Source organism: Saccharothrix australiensis, from assembly GCF_003634935.1.
In the GTDB taxonomy this organism is placed as follows: Bacteria; Actinomycetota; Actinomycetes; order Mycobacteriales; family Pseudonocardiaceae; genus Actinosynnema; species Actinosynnema australiense.
In genome coordinates, this window is record NZ_RBXO01000001.1 from 5,410,301 (window position 1) to 5,433,440 (window position 23,140).

A 23,140-nucleotide genomic window follows, 5' to 3' on the forward strand; every position below is an offset into this window, starting at 1 on the left:
TCCGGGACGTGCGCAACGCCGTCACCGACGTGACCGGGGTGCGGGTGGGGCACGCGACCCGCGTCGGCGGCGGCGCGCTCACCGGCACCACCGCCGTGCTGTTCCCACCGGGCACGCTGTCCACTGTGGACGTTCGGGGCGGTGGCCCGGCGACCCGCGACACCGCCGCGCTCGACCCCCGCTACGGCGGGCGCGTGGTGGCGGGCGTGGTGCTGACCGGCGGCAGCGCGTACGGGCTGGCGGCGGCCGACGGCGCGGCGCTCGAACTGGGTTCGCCGGTGCCCGCCGCCGCCCTGTTCGACCTGGGGCGGGGAGGCGCGTTCCACGCCCACCCGACGCCGGAGCTGGGCGTCGAGGCGGTGCGGGCGGCCGGGGTGGCGGTGGGCGAGGGCAACGTCGGCGCGGGCACGGGCGCGCTCAACGCCGGGCTGAAGGGCGGCATCGGCACCGCGAGCGCCGCGCTGGGCGGCGGTGTGGTGGTCGGCGCGATCGCGGCGCTCAACGCCGTGGGGCCGTCGGTCGACCCGGCGACCGGGCTGCCGATGGCGGCGTGGACGGGGTGGCCGGGCGAGTTCCCGGAGGCGGGCGGCGACGACCTCGGCGCTCCTCCGCGACCGTTCCGGGACCCGCCGGCCGGCCCGCCGGCCACGCCGCTCCGCGACCCGTCCGGCAAGCCGTTCGACGGGCCCGCCGGTGATCCGTTCAGCGCCGGTGGCCCGTTCGACGGCCCCGGTGGCGGCCAGTTCAACACGGTGATCGGCGTGGTCGTGACCAACGCGCGGGTGCCGCGACTGTTCGCGGTGGCCAACGCCGCCCACGACGGGTTGGCGCTGGCCGTGCGGCCCGCGCACGGGATGTACGACGGCGACGCGGTGTTCGCGGCCTCCACCGGGACGCACGAGGCGCCCGTGGAGGCCGTGCTGGACGCCGCGACGCGGGTCTTCGCGCGGGCGCTGGTGCACGGGCTCCTGGCCGCCGAGTCCGTGACGACACCGCGGGGCCACCTCACGGCCTACCGCGACCGATACCCGCGCACCGCCGCCCACTACCGGAAACCACTCGCGCCACCCGGCGACTGACGGCGCGCCGGACTCCCGCCTCGCACCCACCGGACCACCCGCGCCCACCGCGCCGCCTACTCCACCGCACCGGCCCACACCACCCGGACCGCTCCCGCCGCCCGTCAGGGGTGCCGAGGCCGCGAGCCGTGGCGGACGCGGTCGGCGACCGGCACCGAGATGTACCCCGACAGGTCCAGCACGCCTCCGGTGGTGCGGTCCAGCTCCTTGGCGAACCCCACGATCGCGGCGTCCACGCGGTCCATCAGCCAGGCCAGCAACACCACCACGACGTCCGCCAGCACCCCGACCGGGAACGGCATGTCGTCCCGCTGCCCGGCCGTCACGGCGTGCGCGAAGTCGGTCATGCCGCGCTCGGTCAGCTCGCGCGGCCCGGTCTCGATGGCGCGCTTCATCGAGTCGACCACCAGCGGCACCACGGACGCCCACGTCGCGCGGGGAGCGGTCTCGCAGATCAGCCCACCGCACAGCGCGGTCGTCCACAGCGCCTCCGGGTCGCGCGCCCGCACCGCGCCCACCGCGAGGTTCGGCAGCAGCACCGCGCCCTGCTCCCACTCCCCCTTGGCGACCAGCAGCTCGACCGCGTGCCGGTAGTGCTCCAGCGCCGCCGCGTGCTCGCCGCACGCGGTGAGCACGCGGCCCAGGTCGTCGTGGCAGCGCGCCAGCTCCACCGGCGACCCGAGCCGCTCCGCCAGCGCCACGCCGACCGTCGCGCAGTGCCGCGCGCCCGCCAGGTCGCCGAGGTCCCGGTGGCACGCGCCGAGTTCGCGCAGCGCCGCCAGCTCCGACCGGTCGTCGTGCCCGTCCCGGAACAGCTCCACCGCACGCACACCGGCCTCGACGGCGGCGGCCAGGTCGCCCGCCGCGCGGTGCCGCGCGCACTCGGCCAGCTCGGACGCGGCCTGCCGGGTCCGGTCCACCGGCTCGGCCGCGTCGTCATGGCCCTCCGCGTGGTCCTCCGCGGCGTACCGCGCCGCGGTCGCGTGGTCGTCACCGCTCAGCTCACCCAGCACGCCGATCGCCTCCATCAGCCGCGCCCGGCCACCACCGGCCCGCAGCGCGTCCCGTGCCTCCGGCGCGGCCTGCCGCGCCTCCTCCGGTCCGCCTCGGCGGGCCGACAGCCGCACCGTCCCCGGCCGCACGTCCGCCCGGTCCCGGCACGCGTCACCCCACCCCGCACACCCTGCGAAGTCCGCGAGCGCGGCGTCGTATTCCCCGCGCTCCCCGTGCCGCCGCCCGGTGGTCGCGCAGCGCCGCGCCCAGCGCCCACCCACCTCGGCGTCGGACGTGACATCCGGCGCGCCACCGCGCAACGCCCGCCACGCGGCGGCGGTCAGGTCGGTGCTCCGGGACAACCGCACCGCGGTCATCCCGTCGAACAGGCGTCCGCCGCCACAGCCGAGATCGGTGGGAGCCGGGTCGAGGGCTGCGGGACCGGGGGCGGCGAAAACGGACGCGGGCGTGCCCTCGGAGGGCCCGAACCTGTTTCCGGGTGGTGCACCGAGGCCCACCGACTCACACCCCTCGCGACGACGACTCCACCGGATGATGGTGGCGCGCAGAAACTACGCCACCGACTCCGCTCGACGGCACGACATCCCGCAGGTGGACGAGGTTGTTATCCGGTCGCCGCGCCCCGGCGCCGACGGACGCCGCCACGGACACCGACCGACACCGACACGACACGGACCGACACCGGCACCGGCATCGGCACTCGACAGCGCGCACGTGCACCGCGTGCCTAGGAGCAACTCCGATTCCCAGTGATGTCAGTGACTGACATCAGTCGGAAAAGCACACCCGGTCATGCACTAGGTGCCGGGGTGCTCGGAGCGCGCGGCGGGCAACCAGCGGTTCCGGCGGTGGCCGCCCGCCACCCGCACCTGGTCACGCCCCTGGCGCTTCGCCTCGTAGAGGGCCGCGTCCGCGGCGGCCAGCAGACCCTCCAGGGTGTCCTCCGCCACGTCCGGCCACACGGCGATGCCGATGCTGACGGTCAGGCCGCCCACCGTGCCGCCCTCGCCGTCGTCGGCCACCACCTCGTGCACCTGCCGCCGCATCCGCTCGGCGATGGCCAGCGCCTCGGCCCGCTCGACGGACGGCAGCAGCACCGCGAACTCCTCGCCGCCGAACCGGCCCAGCGCGTCACCCCGCCGCACCACCCCGCCCAGCGCGACGGCGATGCGGCGCAGCACCGCGTCGCCGATCTGGTGGCCGTGCGTGTCGTTGATGTCCTTGAAGTGGTCGACGTCGACCATGAACAGGCCGACGGTCGCGCCGGGCGGCTGCCGCCGGGTGCGGTCGAGTTCCACCCTCGCCTGGAGGTGCCACGCCTCCGCGTTGAGCAGCCCGGTCTTGGCGTCGGTGCGGGCGGCCAGTTCGAGCTGGTGGATCAGCACGGTGCGGTGCAGGGCGACGGCGGCGACGACCATCGGCACCGCGAAGCCCGGCCACGACGCGACCGCGAGCGCCACGAACGCGCCGAGCGCGAGCTGGCCCGCCTCCAGCAGGTTGTCCGAGGGGCTGCCGGCCGCGTCCTTCAGCGAGCGGGGCCGCACGGTGAGCAGGATGACCGCGCCGACCAGGGCGGTGTTCACCAGCCACTGGGCGGTGCCCGCGCCGACCAGGCCGACCAGGTCCAGCCAACCCTCCGGGCGGTGCGCGCCGAGGCGGTCGCGCAGGCCCGTGACGCCCGCCACGGCGCTCGCGGCCAGTGCCGCCAGCACCATCATCGACGTGGTGAACACGTTCCGGTGCGGTGGTCGGGACGCGTCCCAGCGGCCCACGACCCACCACCGGTGCGCGTAGATCGACACCACCAGCGCCACCGCGAGCGACGGCGGCAGGACGATCGCGCCCGCCACGATCCAGATGCTGCACAGGTCGACGTGCGGCAGGTGGCTGTGGTCGCGGCGGATGCGCTCGATCCAGCGGGAGCAGTGCAGGTGCAGGGCGGCGCACCCGGCCAGGACGGCGAACGGCGTCCACGCGTCGGCGGGCACCGGCCACGCGGCGGACGCGACGACCGCGACCACCGCCAGCAGGTCCACCGACAGCACGTACACCAGGGCCCGCCTCGGCAGGGACCATAGTGTCCAGCGTCGGTCACCCGACGACGCCGACCTCGCTCCGCCCATGCTTCTCCACGACTGTCTGATCCGGACTGTGAACGCGCCCGAACGGACCGTCACAGTAATTGTGACCTGCGCGGATGTCAGCCGCTAGCGGGGTGACGCGACACACAGGAGGTGCCGCCGTGCGCGACAAGATCTGGTGAACCCGACCGTACCCCCGGAACCCGCCGGAGACGAGGGAGGTGGCGGACGTGCGCGACAAGATCTGGTGACCGGCGAGCCCGACGCACGCGGACGACCGACGAGCCGGCGCGACCGGCCACGCGCGGAGGGGAGGTGCGCCGCCATGCGCGACAAGATCTGGTGATCTCCCGATCGGGACGGCGCGGTGGCCGCGACGAGCACGCGGCCCCGCGGCCCCGGCCGACCACCCCGGCGAGCGACGCGGTCCCGGCAACAGCGCCCCACCACCGCACCCGGCCACGCCGCCACCGCACCCGGCCACGCCGCCGCCCGCCCGGTCCACGCCGCCGCCCGCCCGGTCCGCGCACCGTCACCCGCCGGCCAACCCGCCACCACGCGGCCGGGTCACCACGCGGCCGGGTCAGCCCTCGCACCGGCACCACACCCGGCCGAGCCATCACCCCTGCCCCGCCACCGCACCGGCCACACCGTCACCCCGCCGAGACAGCCGCCGACACCCGCGACCAGGCGATCGCCACCACCACCGCCAGCAGCACGCCGGCCAGGCCCGACACCGCGATCGCCGCCGTCGCCGAACCGGTGGCCCCGGCCAGCAGCCCTCCCCCGGCGACACCGACGCCCTGCGCCGCCACCAGGCCGCTGCGCGCGAACCCGAGCGCCTGCCCGCGTTGGGCGTCGGGCACGAGGCGCACGAACGTCGCCCCCGCCGTGACCTGGTAGGCGCTGAACGCACCGCTCGACGCCAGCAGCGCCACCGCGCCCACCAGGTCGGGCGCGAGCAGGTAGCCCACCAGCGGCACGGCCGTCGCCACCGCCAGCAGCCCCAGCAGGCGGACCCGGCGCGTGGCGGGCAGGAACCGCAGCAGGACGGTCCCCAGCACCATCCCGGCCGGGTCGGCCGCGAGCAGCACGCCGACCCCCGCCGCGCCCGCGCCCGCCTCCGCCGAGAACGGCGCGGCCAGCCCTTCCGGCACCACGGTGAACAGCGCGAGCCACCCCAGCGCGACGAGCAGCCGCAGCCGCCGGTCGCGCCACACGAGCGCCGCGCCCTCCCGGATGCGCACGCGGGCCCGTTTCACCTCGCCGGGCGCGGGGCGGTGGCGCAGGCCGAACCGCAGCAGCAGCGCGGACGCCGCGAACGTCGCCGCGTCGACCGCCAGCGCGCCGGACGTGCCCAACCACGCCACGACCAGCCCGCCGCCCGCGAACCCGAGCAGCAGACCCGCCTGGTGGGTGATCAGGTGCACCGACTGGCCCGCCTCGTACCGGTCGCCGAGCACGGTCGGCAGCAGCGCGCCCTGGGCGGCGGCGAACGGCGGCTCCGCCAGCTGCGCGGCCACCAGCAGCGCCGCGAGCAGCGGCAACGGCACGCCGGGCACCGCCATGACGGCCAGCAGCGCGGCACGCAGCAGGTCGGCGGCGACCATGACCGCCCGCCGGGGGTACCGGTCGGCGAGCCCGGTCAGCAGGACGCCCGACACGAGGGCCGGGAGCATGGTCAACGCGTAGGTGAGCGCGGTCCACGCGGCCGAGCCGGTGCGCTGGAACACCAGCACCGACAGCGCCACGCGGGCGAGCTGGTCGCCCACGGTCGACAGGGCCGCCGCCGCCCACAGCACCCGGAACTCGGGCACGGTGAACGCGGCCCGGAAACCCGTGCCCACGGCACCTCCGGTGATCTCCGCGAGTGGCGCGGCGTGCGGTCAGGCACGTCACCGTACAAGCCGCGGGGGTGCGCCGAGCGGGCGGCGGTCGCCTTCACCCGGCAGGCCCATCGACCAGGCACACGCTCCCACAGGACCCGACACGGTCCGACACACGACGACACGACACCACACGGCCCGATCCGCACCGGCTCGACACACGCACCGCCCCACCCCGGCGCGGCACCGCCCCGCACACCCCGGCGCGGCATTCCGCACCACCCGACGAAGGCGTCGGCACGGCATCCCGCACCACCCCGCCAGGCGCACCGGCACGGCGCGCGGACCGCCGTGCCGGTGCCGTCCGCTCAGGTCGCGGAACCCGACAGCAGCGACCGCGCCAGCGTCACCAACTCGCCCGGAGCCGTCTCGGGCGACCCGGCGTCGTACGGCGGTCGCGGGTCGTACTCGATGCCGAGCTGGGTGAACATCGCCCGGTCGTCACCCCAGATCAGCCCCACCAGGGTGAGCGCCATGTCGATGCCCGCGGACACGCCCGCGCCGGTGACGACCGACCCGTCCCGCACCACCCGGTCGGTGCTGACCACGGCGCCCAGCTCGGCCAGCCGGTCGCGCACCGCCCAGTGGGTGGTGGCCGGTCGGCCGTCGAGGATGCCCGCCGCCGCCAGCAGCGTCGAGCCGGTGCACACCGACGTGGTCCAGGTGGCGGTCGGGTGCACCTTGCGCAGCCACGCCGCGACCGCCCCGTCCGCCAGCGCGGCCTCCCACACCCCGCTGCCGGGCACCACGATGATGTCGGCGCGGTCCAGCTCGTCGAACGTCACCGTCGGCGTGATCACCAGCCCCGCGTCGCACGTCACCGGGTCCGGCGTCGCCGCGACGAAGTGCGCCGTCACGCCCTCCTGGTGCCCCAGGACCTCGTAGGGGCCGATCAGGTCCAGCGCCGTCATCTTCGGGTAGAGCACGAAAGCCAGGTCCATCGGTGCCTCGCTCCTTCGGTACGGGGCGCGGACCTCACGCCGCGCCCGTGGTGCGGAACCTGTTGCGGTAGCCGCCCGGTGTCACGCCGAGCACCCGGCCGAACGCCCTGCGCAGGGTCTCCGCCGAGCCGAACCCGCTGCGGCGCGCCACGACGTCCAGCCCCTCGTCACCGGTCTCCAGCAGCGCCGCCGCCGCCTCCACCCGCGCCCGCTCCACGTACCGGGCGGGCGGCAGCCCGACCCGGCGCGGGAACACGCGGGCGAAGTGCCGCGTGCTCATCGCCGCGCAGCGGGCCATCTCCTCGACGGTCCACCGCGCGGCCGGGTTGTCGGCGATGGCGTCCAGCACGGCCCGCAGCCCCGGTTCGCGGACCGCGGGCACGCGCGAGCGGACGCTGAACTGCGACTGCCCGCCCGGCCGCTGCAGGAACACCACCAGCCAGCGGGCCACCAGCCTGGCCAGCGCCGCGTCGTGGTCGGTCTCCAGCAGCGCCAGCGCGAGGTCGATGCCCGCCGTGACGCCCGCCGAGGTGGCCAGCCGCCCGTCGCACACGAAGATCGCGTCCCGCACGACCCGCACCGACGGGTGCAGCGCGGCCAGCTCGTCGCAGTACGCCCAGTGCGTGGTGGCCCGCGCGCCGTCCAGCAGACCCGCCGCGGCCACCACGAACGCCCCCGTGCACACGGCGGCGACGCGGCGCGAGACCCCGGCCACCCGGCGCAGCTCCGCCAGCAGCTCGCGGTCGCGCGCCGCCTCCTCGAACCCGGCGCCGCCGACCACGACCACCGTGTCCACCGGACCGGTGACCGCACGCAGATCGTCGGCGCCCAGCGGGATCCCCGAAGCCGTGAACCCACCGCCCACGGCGGCCACCCGCACCCGGTACCCGCCGCGCAGGAGGGCCGCGGCCCGGAACACCTCGACGGGTCCGGCGATGTCCAGCAACGTCGCGTCGTGGTACCCGACGACGACCACTTCACGTTCCACACCGTCCACCTTTTCCACGGCGGGTGAGGGCGGCAACGACCCGTGACCCTCGATTCCCGCCACGCTACGGTCGGGGCGTGCTGAGGATGGAGATCGACGGCGGCACCGCGACCGCCGAGCAGCTCGCGCCCGCCCTGCTCGCCAATTACGGCCACTTCACGGCGATGCAGGTCCGCGACCGCCGCGTGCGCGGCCTCGACCTGCACCTGCGCCGGCTGGACGCGGCCCACCGCGAGCTGTACGGCACCGGCCTGGCCGGCGAGCGGGTCCGCGCGCTGGTCTCGCACGCGTTGGCCGACGACGTCCGCGACGCGGCGGTGCGGGTCGTCGCGTTCGGCCCCGCCGACCCGTCGGTGCTGGTGGCGGTGCGCCCGCCGGCCGCGCCGCCGACCCGGCCGCAGCGGCTGATGACCGTGTCGTACCAGCGGCCCCTGCCGCACGTGAAGCACCTGGGCGGGTTCGGGCAGTCGCACCACCGCAACCGCGCGCAGGCCGCCGGGTACGACGACGCGCTGCTGACCACCCCCGACGGCGTGGTCGTCGAGGGCGCGATCGCCAACATCGGCTTCCTGGACGACGCGGGGATCGTGTGGGCGGAGGCGGACTGGCTGCACGGCACGGCCATGCAACTGCTCGAACGGCGGATCCCGGCGCGGCGGGCCGTCGTGCGCCGGTCGGACCTGCGCTCCTACCGGGGCGCGTTCCTGGCCAACTCGATCGGCGTCGTGCCCGTGTCGGGCATCGACGACGTCGACTTCGCCGTGGACGACGCCGAGATGGCCCGCATCCGGGCCGCCTACGACGCCGGGCCGTGGGACGCGTTCGAGTAGAAACCCCGATGCCCGGCAGGCGGCGGGCGGGAGATCGTGTGCGGGTGATCGACAACCCGAGGGGGGCGCTCCCGGTCGTCCTCCAACTCGCCGCCGTGTGGCTGGTCGCCGTGCTGAGCTTCGCGACCGTCGGCTTCCTGGTGCTGCTGGGGTTCTGGGCGCGCGCCCTGCCGCTGGTCGGGCTCGGCATGGCCACGCCGTTCGTGCTGTTCCTGCTGGTCGGCGCGCTCACCAGGGCCGCGAGCCCGCTCACCGGGACCGCGTGGTGGCGGTCGCTGTGGGCGCTGCTGGTGACCGCGCTCGGGCTGTGCGGCGCGGTGTACTACGCCTGCGTGCTGGAGGCGTTCGGACCGGCCCACAAGCCGTCGCAGGTGCTCCTGCTCGCCGGGATCGGGCTGCCGTTCGCGCTGGTCGCGGGCATTCTGGCGCGCGGGCTGGTGCTGCCACTTGCCTCGGCCGCCGCGACGGTGGCTCTCATCGCGGTGGGCGCCACCGCGCCCAACGCCCTGTCGTCGGACACCCCGGCGGCGCGCGTCGCGCACGCCGGGCTGCCGGGCGGGAAGCTGCTCGTCGCCCGCCCCGCGGGCTACCACCCGCCCACCCTCGCCGTCGCGGACGGGCAGGCCGTCCTGGAGTACGCGGCGACCGGCCCGGACGCGCCGCTGACCGCCGAGGCCAGGCTCATCACCCGCGCCACCCTCGGCGAGGGCCCGCACCTGGCCTACCGCGAGGACCCGGCGCACCACGTCTGGGTCCGGCGCTTCGGCCGGATGGAGGTGATCGCCGTCGCGCGCAAGGAGGCGGACAAGGACGCCGTGCGCGAGTTCGCGCTGTCCGCCGACGAGGCCACCGACGCCGAGGTGATGCGGCTGCTGCCGCCCGCACCGCGGCGCGAGGTCGACGTCGTGGACCGCTTCACCCGCCTCATCGGCTGGTTGTTCCCCTGATCCCCGGCCGGCGGCGAAGGCACGGCCCGTCACGGCGGCGCGCGCACCCCGCGCGCCGACCGCACCCGGTGCGCCCGGTGCCGAACAGCGGCGGGCCGGGCGCGGGCCGACGCGTCAGACGGCGGGCGGACGGTCCTCGTACGGCGTCGACAGCACCACGGTGGTCCGGGTGGACACGTTCGCCACCTCCCGGATCTGCCGCAGCAGCTCCTCCAGCGCCGTCGGCGACGCCACCCGGACGCGGAGTACGTAGGAGGCGTCCCCCGCGACCGAGTAGCACGCTTCGATCTGCGGCAGGTGCTCCAACCGCTTGGGGTAGTCGTCCGGAGCCGACGGGTCGATCGGGGTGAGCGAGATGAACGCGGTCAGCGGCAGGCCGATCTCGTCGCCGTCCAGCCGCGCGGCGTACCCGCGCACCACACCGCGCTGCTCCAGCCGCCGCACCCGCTGGTGCACGGCCGACACGCTCAGGCCCACGCGCTCGGCGAGGTCGGTGAAGCTGCACCGGCCGTCGGCCGCCAGCTCGCGCAGGATCGCCCGGTCGATCGGCTCCAGGTTGGTCACGCCGGCAGCACCACCAGATCGTGGGGCCGGTGGTTGACGCTCTCGACGCCGTCCGCGGTCGCGACCACGATGTCCTCGATCCGCGCGCCCCAGCGGCCGGGCAGGTAGATTCCGGGCTCGACGCTGAACGCCATGCCCGCCTCCAGCGGCAGGTCGTTCCCGCGGACGATGTAGGGCTCCTCGTGCACGTCCAGCCCGATGCCGTGGCCGGTGCGGTGCACGAAGTACTCGCCGAACCCGGCGTCCGCGATGACCTCCCGCGCGGTGGCGTCCACGGCCTCGCACGTGACGCCCGGCCGGACCGCCTCCACGGCCGCCCGCTGCGCGGCCTGGAGCACCGCGTAGGTGTCCCACACGTCCTTGTCGCGCGGCTCGCCCAGCACGTAGCTCCGGGTGGAGTCCGAGTTGTAGCCCTCTGCGACGGGACCGCCGATGTCGACGACGACCACGTCACCGGCCTCGATGACCCGGTCGGACAGGCTGTGGTGCGGCGACGCGCCGTTCGGGCCGGACCCGACGATCACGAACTCGGCCAGCTCGTGCCCCTCGGCGACGATCGCGGCGGCGATGTCCGCGCCCACCTCGGCCTCCGTGCGGCCGGGCCGCAGCCACTCCTCCATCCGCTCGTGCACGCGGTCGATGGCCGCGCCCGCCTTGCGCAGCGCGGCGATCTCCGCCTCGTCCTTGCGCATCCGCAGCTCGCGCAGGACCGGACCGGCCAGCACCTGCTCGCCGCCGATCACCTCGCGCAGCCGCAGGGTGTGCAGCGCGGGCATCATGTCCGCGACCGCCACCCGGCCGGTGCCCTTCAACGCGCCCTTGACCAGGGCGTACGGGTCCTGGTCGTCCACCCACGTGGCGACCTCGACGCCCAGCTCGTCGGTCGGGACGGCCGCGTAGCCAGGCTGCTCCAGCTTCGGCACGACCAGCACCGGCGGACCGCCGACGGGCAGCACCAGGCAGGTCAGCCGCTCGAACGACGAGCCACCCGCGCCGATCAGGTACCGCAGGTCCGAACCGGGCGAGATCAGCAGGGCGTCCACTCCGGCGACGGTCGCCGCGGTGGCGGCCCGGTCCAGTCGCGCGCGGAGGGCTTCCACGTCAATGGGTCCAACATGGGTCGACATGTCTCGGCAGCCTAGTCCTGTCCCCCGGTCCTGTCCCCGTCGCGGCATGCGGGGCAGCCTGATCGACACGGCGGTCGGCGCCGTCTGGCAAGCTGTCCGGGGTGAGTAGCCCGCTCGTCCTCCTGGACGCCGCCAGCCTGTACTTCCGGGCCTTCTACGCGCTGCCCGAGTCGATGACCGCACCGGACGGCACACCGGTCAACGCGGTGCGCGGGTTCGTCGACACCATCACCAAGGTCGTCAACGAGCGCAAGGCGGGCCGGTTGATCGCCTGCCTGGACGCGGACTGGCGGCCGGCGTTCCGCGTCGCCGCGCTGCCCTCGTACAAGGCGCACCGGGTCGCCGCCGGCGGGGCCGACGGCGAGGAGGACGTGCCCGACACCCTCACGCCGCAGGTGCCGATCATCCTGGACGTGCTCGACGCGGTGGGCATCGCGACCGCCGAGGCGGTCGGCTACGAGGCGGACGACGTGATCGGCACCCTCGCGGCCCGCGAGCGGACCGACCCCGTCGAGGTGATCACCGGCGACCGCGACCTGTTCCAGGTCGTGCGCGACGAGCCGACCCCCGTCCGGGTGCTCTACCTGGGCCGGGGCTGGGCGAAGGCGGAGCTGATCGGACCGGCGGAGCTGGCCGCGAAGTACGCCCTGCCGGTCCGGGACGCCGGCCGCGCCTACGCCGGGATGGCGGTCCTGCGCGGCGACCCGTCCGACGGCCTGCCCGGCGTGGCCGGCATCGGCGAGAAGACGGCGGCCAAGCTGATCAGCGAGTTCGGCTCGCTGGACGCGGTGCTGGCCGCGGTGCACGACGGCCGGGACCGCAAGCTGACCACCCGCGCGCGGACCGCGCTGCTCAACGCGCAGGACTACCTGGCCGCGGCGCCGACGGTGGTCGACGTGGCGACCGACGCGGACCTCCTGATCGACCGCCCCGACCCGGTGCCCTCGGCGCCGGCCGACCCGGACCGGGTGACCGAACTCACCCGCCGGTGGGGCCTGGGCAGCTCCCTACCCAGGCTGGAGACCGCGCTGCGGAACCGCCACCCCTGACCCACACCCGACAGGCCCCGGCCCGCCCCCGCAGTGCCCTACACCGCCGTCCCTTCGCCCCCACGATCCGCGGTGTGGCCGCGCCGCGACGGAGTCGCGGCAATCAGAAAAAAGTCCCGCACCAAGGCGCCTGGTCCACCGCGAAGAGGGCGTCCGCTCGGGCCACCGCCTCGGGTGAGCCCGCGGCGAACCGGCCGGCCGCCGCCAGCGCGCCGAACGCCACGTCGCCCAGGTACGCCGCGCCGAGCACGTCGACGTCGACCACGAAGTCCGGCTCCCCCGTCGTCCGGGACGCGCCCGACGAGGTGATCAGGTAGGAGCCCTCGTTCTCCGGCAGGAACCGGTCGCGGACGCCGATCACGACCGACCCGCCGGGGCGGTAGGCGCGCGCGGACAGCGCCGCCTCCACGTCGACCAGCCGCAGCCACGTCTCGTCCATCACGTCCACGACGCGCAGCGCGCGCCGGTCGACCAGCAGCCACTCCAGCGGCTCGTCGACGGGCCGCCCCTCCGCGCCCACCTCGTCCACCAGGTCGATGCCCAGCAGGAACACCCACAGGTCGGCCCACGCGCGCGGCGTCGCCGCCCAGAGGTCCAGCACCGTCAGCACGGCCGGCTTCTCGACGCCGTTCTCGTACGAGTAGGCCGTGACCTTGTAGACCACGTACCCGTCGTCCCCGTCCGGGCCGGAGGCGATCGCGTACCGCTGGTGCGCGCCCTCCTCGTGCAGGACGTTCAGGTTCCACCACCCCTGCCACCGCGCGATGGTGCCCGCCCGACCGGGCGACACGCGCTCGAACAGCGACCCGACCAGGTCACCGGCCGCCGCGGGCTCCACCAGCCGCACCCGGCCCGCGATCGGCTGCCGCGACCGGGCGGTGGCGCGCTTGACGCGGACCTCCCGGACCCGCGTCGCCACCCCGTACCCGAACCGCTCGTAGATCGCGCCCTCCGACGCCCGCAGCGACGCCGCCACGTCGCCGGACTCCCGCATCGCCCGCAGTTGCGCCCGCTGCAACGCGGTGAGCACGCCGCGCCGCGTCCAGTCGGCCCGCACGCCGACCCGGCTGACGGCGGCCATCGGCACGACCGCGCCGCCGGGCACCGCCAGCCGGGACGGGAACGACTGCACCGTGCCGACCAGCTCGTCGCCCGCGAACGCGCCGAACGCGCGACCGGGGTCGTAGGACGTCCGCGCGATCTCCCACCGGTCGTCCGGTGCGGGCGGGTGGTGCAGGGCACCCCGGAACAGGGTGTGGGCAGCGCGGTAGTGGGCGTCGTCGAGAACACGGATGTCCAGATCGGTCACGCCCTCGATGCTCCCCCGCCGCCGACCCGCGCCGCCAGCGAGTTTCCCCTCGGCGCACCCGGCCTGACGGGCGCGCGTTCACCGCGGCGCGCACCGTCACCGCACCCGGACCGGGCACCGACGCCGCGCACGACGGGACCGCGACACGACGCGGCCACGACAGGACGCAGGCACGACACGACGCAGCCGTGACACGACGAGGCCACCCCATGCTCGGGGTGGCCTCGTCGGAGGTGTGCGCGGCGCGCGGTCAGCCCGTGGGCTGCCCGACCTCGTACTCGCCGTCCGCGGTCTTCACCGTGATCTTCACGTCCTTCTCCTTGCCGCCGACCTTCACCTTGCAGGTGAAGGTGCGGTTCGGTTCGACCGGGTGCTCCCCGGTGCAGGTCGCGCCCTCCACGTCGGAGATCTTGTAGTCGTCCTTGAGGATCTGCACGATGCCCGACTGCACGGACCCGTTGTCGAAGATCTTCTTCTTGAAGAAGCCGGGCGTCACGAACCCGGTGATGCCGACCGCCGCGACCACCAGCACGACCAGCGCCACGACGACCCACAGCACCGCGCCGGACTTCTTCGCGGGCGGCTGCTGCGGCCCGAAACCGGGCTGCCCGTAGGGGTTCGGCTGCTGGCCGTAGCCGGGCTGCCCGTACTGACCAGGCTGCTGGCCCCACTGCTGCTGCGCCGGGTCCGGCTGGCCGTAGGGGTTCTGCTGCTGTTGCTGGCTCGGGTCGTACCCGCCGGGGTACTGCTGCGGGTACTGCTGCTGCCCCGGCTGCTGCCCCCACTGCTGCTGTTGCTGCTGCTGCTGCGACGGGTCCGGCTGCCCATAACCGGGCTGCTGAGCGGGGAAACCACCCGACGGCGTGCCGGGGTACCCACCACCGTAGGGCTGCTGGCCCCACTGCTGCTGCGGGTCGTTCCCTCCGGACGGTCCGTACGGACTGGTCATGCTCGGCCTCCGACGGTCGGTCTGGGAAACAGGGTGCAAGGCTTGCGGGCGCGATCAAACCACAGGAGCGGGGGACGCACCCAGCCACCCCGCAAACCTTTCTCAGACCGTGGCCATCGCCACCACCCCGCGGCGCAGCGCGTCGACCGCCTTGCGGGCCGTCGCGCCCACCTGGTCGCCGCCGCCGACCACGTCCCTGATCTGGTCCAGGAAGTCGATCACCTGCCGGCACCAGCGCACGAAGTCGCCCGCGCCCAGCTCCGTGCCGCTCGCCTCCGCCGAGCTGAGCACCTTCTCCAGCGACTCGCCCCGCGCCCACCGGTACACCGGCCACGCGAAACCGGGGTCGGGCTGCCGCGTGCGGTCCAGCCGGTGCCGCCGCTCGTCGTCCTCCAGCTCGGCCCACAGCCGCGCGGTCGCCGTCATCGCGTCGGCGACCTTCCCCGGCGGCAGCCTGGTCTCCAGCGGGCCGTCCCGCCGCGCCTCGTACACCAGCGACGACACGACCGCCGCCAGCTCCGCCGGTTCGAGCCCGCGCCACACCCCGTGCCGCAGGCACTCCGCCGCCAGCAGGTCCGACTCGGAGTACAGGCGGGTCAGCCGCTTGCCGTGCTCGGTCACCTCCTCGCCCGGCCCGCTCTCCTCCTCGTGCAGGTAGCCGCGCTCCCGCAGCAGGCCCCGGATGCGGTCGAACTCCCGCGCCAGCGAGTGCGTCGTCGCCGCGACCTTCCGCTCCAGCTGCTCGGTCTCGGCCAGCAGCCGGTGGTACCGCTCACCCCACCGGGCGTGGTCCTCCCGCTTCTCGCAGCCGTGGCACGGGTGCGCGCGCAGCGCCCGGCGCAGCGTCGCCAGCTCCGCGTCGTCGTCGGCGTTCGACCGGCGCTTGCGCAGCGACGGCGCGACGATCCCCGTGTCGCGCAACGTCGACGCCAGGTCGCGCCGCGACTTCGGCGACCGCGTGTCGACCTGGCGCGGCAGCCGCACGCGGCCGAGCACCTCCACCGGCGCCGGGAAGTCCGCCGCGGACAGCCGGCCCGACCACCGGTCCTCCGTCACGACCAGCGGGCGCGCCTCGCCCAGCGGCTCCAGGCCGGGGTCGACCACCACCGCCAGCCCCGACCGGCGGCCCGACGGCACCGCGATCACGTCGCCCTTGCGCAGCCGCTCCAGCGACGCCGCCGCCTCCGCGCGCCGCGCCGACGAGTTCTGCCGCGCCAGCGCCTTCTCCCGCTCGACCACCCGGCGGCGCAGCGACGCGTACTCGGCGAAGTCGCCGAGGTGGCACGTCATCGCCTCGGAGTACCCGGCCAGCGCCTCCCGGTTGCGCTCGATCCGCCGCGCCAGGCCCACCACCGACCGGTCGGCCTGGAACTGCGCGAACGACTGCTCCAGGATCTCCCGCGCCGCCGCCGCGCCGAGCTGGTGCACCAGGTTGACCGCCATGTTGTAGCCGGGCCGGAACGACGACCGCAGCGGGTAGGTCCGCGTGGACGCCAGGCCCGCGACCGCCTTCGGGTCCACCCCCGGCTGCCACACGACGACCGCGTGGCCCTCCACGTCGATACCGCGCCGCCCCGCGCGCCCGGTGAGCTGCGTGTACTCGCCCGGCGTCAGGTCGACGTGCGCCTCGCCGTTGTACTTGACCAGCTTCTCCAGCACGACCGTCCGCGCCGGCATGTTGATGCCCAGCGCCAGCGTCTCGGTCGCGAACACCACCTTGACCAGGCCGCGGACGAACAGCTCCTCCACGGTCTCCTTGAACGCGGGCAGCAGCCCCGCGTGGTGGCTCGCGATGCCCCGTTCCAGCGCCTCGCGCCACTCCCAGTAGCCCAGCACCATCAGGTCGCCCTGCGGCAGGTCGCGCGTCTTCTCCTCGATGACGTCGCGGATCTCCTCGACCTCCGCCTCGGAGTTCAGCCGCAGCCCGGCCCGCACGCACTGGCCCACCGCCGCGTCGCAGCCCGCCCGGCTGAACACGAAGTCGATCGCGGGCAGCAGGCCCGCCGCGTCGAGCCGCTGCACCACGTCGACCCGCGACGGCGGCTTGAAACCCGACCCGCGCGGCGGGCGGCCCTTGTTGTTCCGGTTCCGGCTCCACGGCACGTGGAACCGCGCCAGGTCCTCGGTGTGGCGCAGCAGCTGCGGGTTGATCCGGGCGTGCCCGTCCGGCGTCTCGCCCGCGAACAGGTCGAGCATCCGGCCGCCGGCCAGCATGTGCTGCCACAGCGGCACCGGCCGGTGCTCGTCCACCACCACCGTGGTGTCGCCGCGCACCTCCACCAGCCACTCGCCGAACTCCTCCGCGTTGCTGACCGTGGCGGACAGGCCCACCAGCCGCACCGACTCCGGCAGGTGGAGGATGACCTCCTCCCACACCGGGCCGCGGAACCGGTCGGCCAGGTAATGCACCTCGTCCATCACCACGTAGGCGAGGCTGCCCAGCGTGGACGAGCCCGCGTAGAGCATGTTGCGCAGCACCTCGGTGGTCATGACGACCACGGGCGCGTCGCCGTTGACGGAGGTGTCGCCGGTCAGCAGGCCGACCTTGCCGGGGCCGTAGCGGGCGACCAGGTCGGCGTACTTCTGGTTCGACAGCGCCTTGATCGGCGTCGTGTAGAAGCACTTGCGGCCCTCGGACAGGGCCAGGTGGACGGCGAACTCGCCGACGACGGTCTTGCCCGCGCCGGTCGGCGCGCACACCAGCACGCCGTGCCCGTCCTCCAGCGCCTCGCAGGCGCGCTGCTGGAACGGGTCCAGCTCGAAGGAGAGCACCGAGAGGAAGTCGGCCAGCTGGGGCCGGGTGGAGCGGCGGCGGAAGTCCGCGTACTGGTCGGCCGGGGACCGCGAAGCTCGTGACACCCCACCAGGCTGTCACAGACCCCCGACAAAAGCGCTCCAGATCCCGGCCGGGCCCGCCGGCGGCGCGCCCGCCCTACGCCCGCGGCGCGGTGACCGCGGTGAGCGCGCCCGACCTGCTCTCCACCTCCACCGGCAGGCCGTGCACCCGCTCGCCGTCGGCGTAGGCGACCCAGGCCGGTCCGGACAGCCGCGCTGACTTGGCCCGCAGGGTGCGCACGGCCGGGTGGTCGACGTGCCGGCCGGTGCGCAGCGTGGGCAGCACCCGCAGCAGGGTCCGGCGCGGCGCGGCCGACACCACGGTGAGGTCGAACAGCCCGTCGGCCGCGTCCGCGTCCGGGCACACCGGGATGCCGCCGCCGTAGCTGGTGGTGTTGCCGACCGCGACCAGCAGGGCGTCCAGCTCCAACCGCTCGACCTCGGTCTCCACGGTCAGCCGCGCGGGCCGCAGCGAGGCCAGCTCGGCCAGGACGGCCAAGTCGTAGCGGCGGGGTCCGGCGGGCCACCGCAGCGCGTTCGCCCGCTCGTTCACCGCCGAGTCGAACCCGGCGCACAGCACCGTGGCGAACCACGTGCCGCCGGCGGTGCGGCCCAGGTCCAGCGACCGCGTCGACCCGGCGCACAGGCCGGCCACCACGTCGTCCACGGACGTGGTGCCCAGCGCGGTGGCGAGGTCGTTGCCGGTGCCCGCGGCCACCACGGCCAGCGCCGTGGGCGTCTCCGCGCACGCCTGGACCGCCAGGTGCGCGCCGCCGTCGCCGCCGAGCACGACCAGCACGTCGACGCCGGCGTCCACGGCCCGGCGCGCCGCCGCGGCCGTGCCCTCGGCCGAGGAGGCGACGTGCAGGTCCAGCGCGTCCACCGCGGTGCGCAGCCGGGCGGCCACCGTGCCCGCCACCCGCGCGGCACGCCCCTTGCCCGCGGCGGGGCAGACCAGCAGCGCGGCGCTCGTCACGTCGCGTCGTCGTAGCGGACCCGGTGCGGCTCCTTCGGCGCGACCGAGCCGGGCGCGGTCTCGGGCTCCTCCACCGCGGACGGCGTGTAGTCGAACGGCGCGGCCTCGTCGTCGGACAGGTCGTCCAGGCCCTGCGCCCTGCGCCGGCGCGCCTCCCGCCGGTCGTGCACCCTGGCGATCTGGATCGCCAGCTCGAACAGCAGGGTCAGCGCGATGGCCAGCGCGACCATCGAGATCGGGTCGGCGCCCGGCGTGGCGAACGCGGCGAAGACGAACAGCGCGAACACGATGCCGCGCCGCCACTTGCGCAGCTTGTCGTAGCTCACCACGCCGACCTGGTTGAGCATCACGACGATCAGCGGCAGCTCGAAGCTGACCCCGAAGATCAGCAGCAGGGCCAGCACGAAGTCGATGTAGTCACCACCGGACAACGCGGTCAGGAACTGGCTGTCGCCGAACCCGACCAGCACCACCAGGCCCTGCGGGACCACGTAGAACGCCAGGGCCGCGCCGATCGCGAACAGCACCGACGCGCAACCCACGAAGACCAGCGCGAACCTGCGCTCCTTGGCGTACAGGCCGGGCGCGATGAACCGCCACACCTGGAACAGCCACAGCGGCGCCGTGATCGCCATGCCCGCGGCGGCGCCCACCTTGAGCTGGATCATGAACGCTTCGAACGGCTTGGTCTGCAACAGCTGGCAGGAGCCCTGGTTGAACCGGTCGCTCTCCGGGATGCCGCAGTAGGGCGCGATGACGATGTCGCCCAGGCTCGGCAGGCCGAAGAGGTGCCACCCCCACCAGAAGAAGCCGAAGACCGCACCGACGGCGATGAACAGCATCGCCAGACCGAGGCGGTGCCGGAGTTCGTACAGGTGGTCCTTGAGCGACATGGTGCCGTCGGGGTTGCTCCGACGGCTCGTCAGCTTGCGGCGCTCCTGGCGCTGCGACCACCACCGGACGGGACTTGCCCCCACGGTGCGGACCGTCCTTCTGGTCTAGTTCTGCTTGTTCTGGAGGTTCTGCGCGGACTGCTCGATCGGCTGCGCCACCTGCGGCCGGGGCGCGGCCTGCGGCTGCTGGACGGCCTGCGGCTGCGCCACCTGCGGCTGCGCCACCTGCGGTTGGGCGGGCGGCAGCGGCTGCGGCGCGGGCTGCTGGGCGGCGGCGTTCTGCTGCGCGGCGGGCGACTGGTCGTCGTCGTCGCGCAGGCCCTTGGTCTCGGCCTTGAGGATCTTGGCCGAACGGCCGAGCGAGCGCGCCATGTCGGGCAGCTTCTTCGCCCCGAACAGCAGGATGATCACCACGGCGATGATGATCAGCTCAGTAGCTCCGAGGTTACCCACGGTAGTCCTCCTTCATCCCCCGGTCCGTCGATGGTACGCGGGGTCCGCCCTGTCGGGCCTGGTCCGGACGCCGTTCGGCGAAGGCCACCCCGAGCGCGGCGATCCGCGCCCGCAGCAAACCGACGCCGTCGCCGACCCTGTCGCCTACCAGAGTGCTTGCGGCGCGGAAACGACGCAAGGCTCCGATGACCTTGACCAGGACGACGATCGAAAACACCATCCCGACCAGCAACAACACCAGGCTCGGCAAGTACGGCACGGCATCACCGTAGCGGGCTCAGGTTGCCGGGAGGTGATCCGCCCGGCGCAACGCCGCCTCCGCCTGCCGGGCGACCGCGGACACCAGCTCGGCAGGCTGCTCCACGTGCGCCTCTCCGCCCAACCCGAGCAGCAGCCGGACCATCCAGGCGGTGTCGGCGTAGCGCATCAGGACCCGCGCGCGGCCCTCGTCCAGCTCGGTGACCGCGTCCACGGGGTAGTACTCGGCCACCCAGCGGGCGTCCGGCTCCAGCACCAGGACGGCGGTGCGCTGGGACGGGTCCGGGCGGAACAACCCCTCCGAGGTGTCCGTCGGTTCGGCGTGCGGCGGCGGGTTCGCCGGCTCCTCCAGCACGTCCACGGCGTCTATCCGGTCGAGCCGGAACAGCCGAACGCCGTCGGCGACCCGGCACCACGCCTCCAGGTAGCTTCGGCCTTCCACCAGCAGCAGCCGCATCGGGTCGACCACCCGGTCGGTGACCTCGTCCCGCGAGGGCGTGTAGTAGCGCAGGTGCAGCGCCCGGCCGCGCCGCACGCCGTCGGACACCGCGTCGCGCACCAGCGCCGTCTCCGGCGCCTCCCGCATGGCGAGCCCGACGGCGACCCCGGCGGGCCGCGCCTGGCCGACGGCGGCCTCGATCTTCGCCACGGCCCGGCGCACGGCGGCCTTGTCCGCCACGCCGGGCGTCTCGGCCAGCGCGCGCAGCGCGACCAGCAGGGCCGTCGCCTCGGCCGCGGTCAGCCGCAGCGGGCGGCTCATGCCCGCGTCGAAGGTGACCGTGACCGTGTCGCCCTCGAACGACAGGTCGATCAGGTCGCCCGGCCCGTAGCCGGGCAGGCCGCACATCCACAGCAGCTCCAGGTCGCGCCGCAGCTGCCGGGGCGTGACCTCGAAGTCGGCGGCGGCCTCCTCGATGGGGATGCCGGGCCGCGCCAGCAGGTACGGCACCAGGGCGAGCAGCCGGGGCAGCCGGTCGGCGGAGCCGTTCACGCGCGCACCCCCGCCCCGCGCAGCGCGCCGACGAGCTTCTCCCGCACCGTCTTGGCCAGCACCTCGGGCTCCAGCACCAGCACGTCCGCGCCGAAACCGGCGAGCCAGCTCGCCGCCGAGTCCGGGAAGCGCAGGTCGATCTCCAGCAGGTCGCCCGGCACGCCGTCGACCTCCTGCCGCCCCACCGGCCTGGCCCGCCGCCGCACGCCCTGCGCCCGGCCCTCGGCCACCCACACCCGCGCCACCGCCACGGGCTGCGCGGACGGCTCGCTGCGGGCGACGAAGCTGAGCAGGTCGACGTCGTCCGGCCGCTGCACGACGCCCGCCCGGCCCTGCGGCCGGACGTCGCCGACGATCCGCGACAGCCGGAAGCAGCGCGGCGCGCGCCGATCGCGGTCGTGGCCCACGAGGTACCAGCGCCCGCGCCAGGCCACCACGCCCCACGGCTCGACGGTGCGCGTGCGCACCTCGACCGGCACCGGGCGGCGGTAGTCGAACTCGACCACGCGGCCCTCCTGCACGGCCGCCAGCAGCGGCGGGAACGCGGGCTCGCTGGTGCGCACCTTGGGCTCGACCGCCACGTGCACGTCCTGGTCGACGTCCACGCCCGCCGCGCGCAGCTTGATCAGCGCGCCGTGCGCGGCCCCGGTGAGCTGCGGCGAGTCCCACAGGCGGGCGGCCAGCGCGACGGCCGCCGCCTCGTCGGGCTCCAGGTCGATGTCACCCAGCTCGTAGTCGCGCCGGGCGATGCGGTACCCGTCCGGGCCCTCGACGCCCGGGTTGCGGCCGATCTCCAGCGGCACGCCGAGATCGCGCAGCTCCGTCTTGTCGCGTTCGAACATGCGGGAGAACGCCTCGTCCGTCGCGGCGTCGGAATAGCCGGGGACGATGGCGCGGATGCGCTCGGCGCTCAGGTACTGCCGGGTGGAGAGCAGACACAGCACCAGGTTGACGAGCCGTTCGGCACGTGCGATGGCCACCCCGGAACCCTAACCCCGAGCGGGCCCGCCGCGGCGGGCATCCCCACCCCGGTCCGACCGGGTGGTCCACTCAGCCGCCACCGGCCAGGAACTCCCGGATCTCGGCGGCCAGCTCGTCGGGGGCGTCCTCGGCGAGGTGGTGGCCCGACGCCAGGCCGCGACCGCGCGGCTCGGGCGTCCAGTCCCGCCACACGTCGAGCACGTCGCCGTAGAGCGCGGGCAGGTCGTCGCCCTCGGCCCACAGCACGAGCACGGGGCAGCCGATCCGCACGCCCGCCGCGAGGTCGGCGTCGTCGTGCGCGCGGTCGACGCCCAGGCCGGCGCGGTAGTCCTCGACCATCGCGTGGACGGTGTCCGGGTCGTGCATCGCCTTGAGCGTGTCGTCGTCCACCGGCCGCTCCGCCGTGTGGTACCAGGCGTCGGGGTCGGCGTTGATCACGCGTTCGGGCACGTCCGGCTGGGCGAGGAAGAACCAGTGCCACCAGCTGCGCGCGAACTCCGGCCCGCACCGGGCCAGGGCGGACCCGATCGGCACCACGTCCAGCGCGACCAGGTGCGTGACGCGGTCCGGGTGGTCGAGCGCGAGCCGGGTGGCGACGTAGCCGCCGCGGTCGTGCCCGACCACCGCGAACCGCTCGTGGCCGAGTTCGCGCATGAGGGCGGCGAGGTGGCGCGCCATCGCCCGCTTCGAGTGCGGCGCGTGGTCGGGCGCGGTGGGCGGCTTGCCGGACTCGCCGTAGCCGGGCAGGTCGGGGCACACGACGGTGTGGTCGCGGGCGAGCAGCGGCGCGACGTGCCGCCAGGTGGTGTGCGTGCGCGGGTGGCCGTGCAGCAGCAGCACGGCCGGCCCGGAGCCACCGGACCGGACCCGCAGCTCGACCCCGTCGGCGTCGACCCTGGTCAGTGCGAAGTCGGAGAACGCGAATTCGGAGGGCACACCGTCTGCTACCCCGCCCGGCCGCGGGGGAAACGATCAGGGCGGCCGGCCTC

Annotated in this window: 21 protein-coding genes; 4 read left to right on the forward strand and 17 right to left on the reverse strand. The window is 75.0% G+C overall.

Translation table 11 applies throughout. From position 1 onward, the window contains the following. The first annotated feature begins 8 nt into the window (after nucleotides 1–8). Complete coding sequence (locus C8E97_RS22815) at nucleotides 9–1,079, forward strand: P1 family peptidase (RefSeq protein WP_121007537.1); 1,071 nt, start codon at nucleotides 9–11, stop codon at nucleotides 1,077–1,079. A gap of 104 nt (nucleotides 1,080–1,183) precedes the next feature. Here the strand turns inward: C8E97_RS22815 and C8E97_RS22820 are convergent, their stop codons facing one another. The 5 genes from C8E97_RS22820 to C8E97_RS22840 form a co-directional block, all read right to left on the reverse strand. Next, on the reverse strand, nucleotides 1,184–2,449 hold the full coding sequence (locus C8E97_RS22820; RefSeq protein WP_121007538.1) for a tetratricopeptide repeat protein: 1,266 nt from the start codon (nucleotides 2,447–2,449) through the stop codon (nucleotides 1,184–1,186). Between the two features lie 441 nt (nucleotides 2,450–2,890). Beyond that, a complete protein-coding gene (locus tag C8E97_RS22825; RefSeq protein WP_246019091.1) occupies nucleotides 2,891–4,144 on the reverse strand; it encodes a GGDEF domain-containing protein in 1,254 nt (417 codons plus the stop codon). Between the two features lie 683 nt (nucleotides 4,145–4,827). Beyond that, complete coding sequence (locus C8E97_RS22830; protein WP_121007540.1) at nucleotides 4,828–6,021, reverse strand: MFS transporter; 1,194 nt, start codon at nucleotides 6,019–6,021, stop codon at nucleotides 4,828–4,830. A gap of 347 nt (nucleotides 6,022–6,368) precedes the next feature. Beyond that, complete coding sequence (locus C8E97_RS22835) at nucleotides 6,369–7,001, reverse strand: DJ-1/PfpI family protein (protein WP_121007541.1); 633 nt, start codon at nucleotides 6,999–7,001, stop codon at nucleotides 6,369–6,371. Nucleotides 7,002–7,035: 34 nt separating this feature from the next. Next, complete coding sequence (locus tag C8E97_RS22840) at nucleotides 7,036–7,989, reverse strand: GlxA family transcriptional regulator (protein WP_121012154.1); 954 nt, start codon at nucleotides 7,987–7,989, stop codon at nucleotides 7,036–7,038. Nucleotides 7,990–8,075: 86 nt separating this feature from the next. Here C8E97_RS22840 and C8E97_RS22845 point away from each other — a divergent pair, with 86 nt between their 5' ends. Further along, nucleotides 8,076–8,819 carry an aminotransferase class IV gene (locus C8E97_RS22845; RefSeq protein ID WP_121007542.1) on the forward strand — a complete coding sequence of 248 codons (744 nt, stop codon included), beginning with the start codon at nucleotides 8,076–8,078 and terminating at the stop codon, nucleotides 8,817–8,819. A gap of 44 nt (nucleotides 8,820–8,863) precedes the next feature. Further along, nucleotides 8,864–9,766 carry a hypothetical protein gene (locus C8E97_RS22850; protein WP_147455207.1) on the forward strand — a complete coding sequence of 301 codons (903 nt, stop codon included), beginning with the start codon at nucleotides 8,864–8,866 and terminating at the stop codon, nucleotides 9,764–9,766. A 114-nt stretch (nucleotides 9,767–9,880) separates the two neighbouring features. Here C8E97_RS22850 and C8E97_RS22855 read toward each other — a convergent pair whose 3' ends face one another. After that, nucleotides 9,881–10,330 carry an Lrp/AsnC family transcriptional regulator gene (locus tag C8E97_RS22855; protein WP_211347116.1) on the reverse strand — a complete coding sequence of 150 codons (450 nt, stop codon included), beginning with the start codon at nucleotides 10,328–10,330 and terminating at the stop codon, nucleotides 9,881–9,883. Next, a complete protein-coding gene (locus C8E97_RS22860) occupies nucleotides 10,327–11,457 on the reverse strand; it encodes a M24 family metallopeptidase (protein WP_121007544.1) in 1,131 nt (376 codons plus the stop codon). Before C8E97_RS22860 ends, C8E97_RS22855 begins: the two co-directional genes overlap by 4 nt. Before the next feature lie 101 nt (nucleotides 11,458–11,558). Here C8E97_RS22860 and C8E97_RS22865 point away from each other — a divergent pair, with 101 nt between their 5' ends. Then, nucleotides 11,559–12,506 carry a 5'-3' exonuclease gene (locus C8E97_RS22865; protein ID WP_121007545.1) on the forward strand — a complete coding sequence of 316 codons (948 nt, stop codon included), beginning with the start codon at nucleotides 11,559–11,561 and terminating at the stop codon, nucleotides 12,504–12,506. A 103-nt stretch (nucleotides 12,507–12,609) separates the two neighbouring features. Here C8E97_RS22865 and C8E97_RS22870 read toward each other — a convergent pair whose 3' ends face one another. The 10 genes from C8E97_RS22870 to C8E97_RS22915 form a co-directional block, all read right to left on the reverse strand. Beyond that, nucleotides 12,610–13,815, reverse strand: coding sequence for a GNAT family N-acetyltransferase (locus tag C8E97_RS22870; RefSeq protein WP_121007546.1), 1,206 nt, complete (start codon nucleotides 13,813–13,815; stop codon nucleotides 12,610–12,612). A 250-nt stretch (nucleotides 13,816–14,065) separates the two neighbouring features. Next, nucleotides 14,066–14,764, reverse strand: coding sequence for a DUF4333 domain-containing protein (locus tag C8E97_RS22875; protein WP_121007547.1), 699 nt, complete (start codon nucleotides 14,762–14,764; stop codon nucleotides 14,066–14,068). A 102-nt stretch (nucleotides 14,765–14,866) separates the two neighbouring features. Continuing rightward, nucleotides 14,867–17,623 carry a DEAD/DEAH box helicase gene (locus C8E97_RS22880; RefSeq protein WP_121007548.1) on the reverse strand — a complete coding sequence of 919 codons (2,757 nt, stop codon included), beginning with the start codon at nucleotides 17,621–17,623 and terminating at the stop codon, nucleotides 14,867–14,869. Nucleotides 17,624–17,696: 73 nt separating this feature from the next. Beyond that, on the reverse strand, nucleotides 17,697–18,575 hold the full coding sequence (locus C8E97_RS22885) for a diacylglycerol/lipid kinase family protein (protein WP_121007549.1): 879 nt from the start codon (nucleotides 18,573–18,575) through the stop codon (nucleotides 17,697–17,699). Further along, nucleotides 18,572–19,468: a twin-arginine translocase subunit TatC gene (gene tatC / locus C8E97_RS22890; RefSeq protein WP_121007550.1), complete on the reverse strand. Its 897-nt coding sequence runs from the start codon at nucleotides 19,466–19,468 to the stop codon at nucleotides 18,572–18,574. The genes C8E97_RS22885 and tatC overlap by 4 nt, the downstream gene beginning before the upstream one ends. A 105-nt stretch (nucleotides 19,469–19,573) precedes the next feature. Continuing rightward, nucleotides 19,574–19,921, reverse strand: a complete 348-nt coding sequence (gene tatA, locus C8E97_RS22895) for a Sec-independent protein translocase subunit TatA (protein ID WP_121007551.1) — start codon at nucleotides 19,919–19,921, stop codon at nucleotides 19,574–19,576. Beyond that, nucleotides 19,914–20,180: a bacteriophage holin gene (locus C8E97_RS22900; RefSeq protein WP_121007552.1), complete on the reverse strand. Its 267-nt coding sequence runs from the start codon at nucleotides 20,178–20,180 to the stop codon at nucleotides 19,914–19,916. Before C8E97_RS22900 ends, tatA begins: the two co-directional genes overlap by 8 nt. Nucleotides 20,181–20,198: 18 nt before the next feature. After that, the gene (locus C8E97_RS22905) at nucleotides 20,199–21,170 is read right to left on the reverse strand and encodes a helix-turn-helix transcriptional regulator (RefSeq protein ID WP_121007553.1); all 972 of its coding nucleotides are present in this window, start codon (nucleotides 21,168–21,170) and stop codon (nucleotides 20,199–20,201) included. Beyond that, the gene (locus C8E97_RS22910; protein ID WP_121007554.1) at nucleotides 21,167–22,150 is read right to left on the reverse strand and encodes a helix-turn-helix transcriptional regulator; all 984 of its coding nucleotides are present in this window, start codon (nucleotides 22,148–22,150) and stop codon (nucleotides 21,167–21,169) included. Before C8E97_RS22910 ends, C8E97_RS22905 begins: the two co-directional genes overlap by 4 nt. 70 nt (nucleotides 22,151–22,220) lie before the next feature. Next, nucleotides 22,221–23,087, reverse strand: a complete 867-nt coding sequence (locus tag C8E97_RS22915; RefSeq protein ID WP_246019092.1) for an alpha/beta fold hydrolase — start codon at nucleotides 23,085–23,087, stop codon at nucleotides 22,221–22,223. Nucleotides 23,088–23,140: the final 53 nt, after the last annotated feature.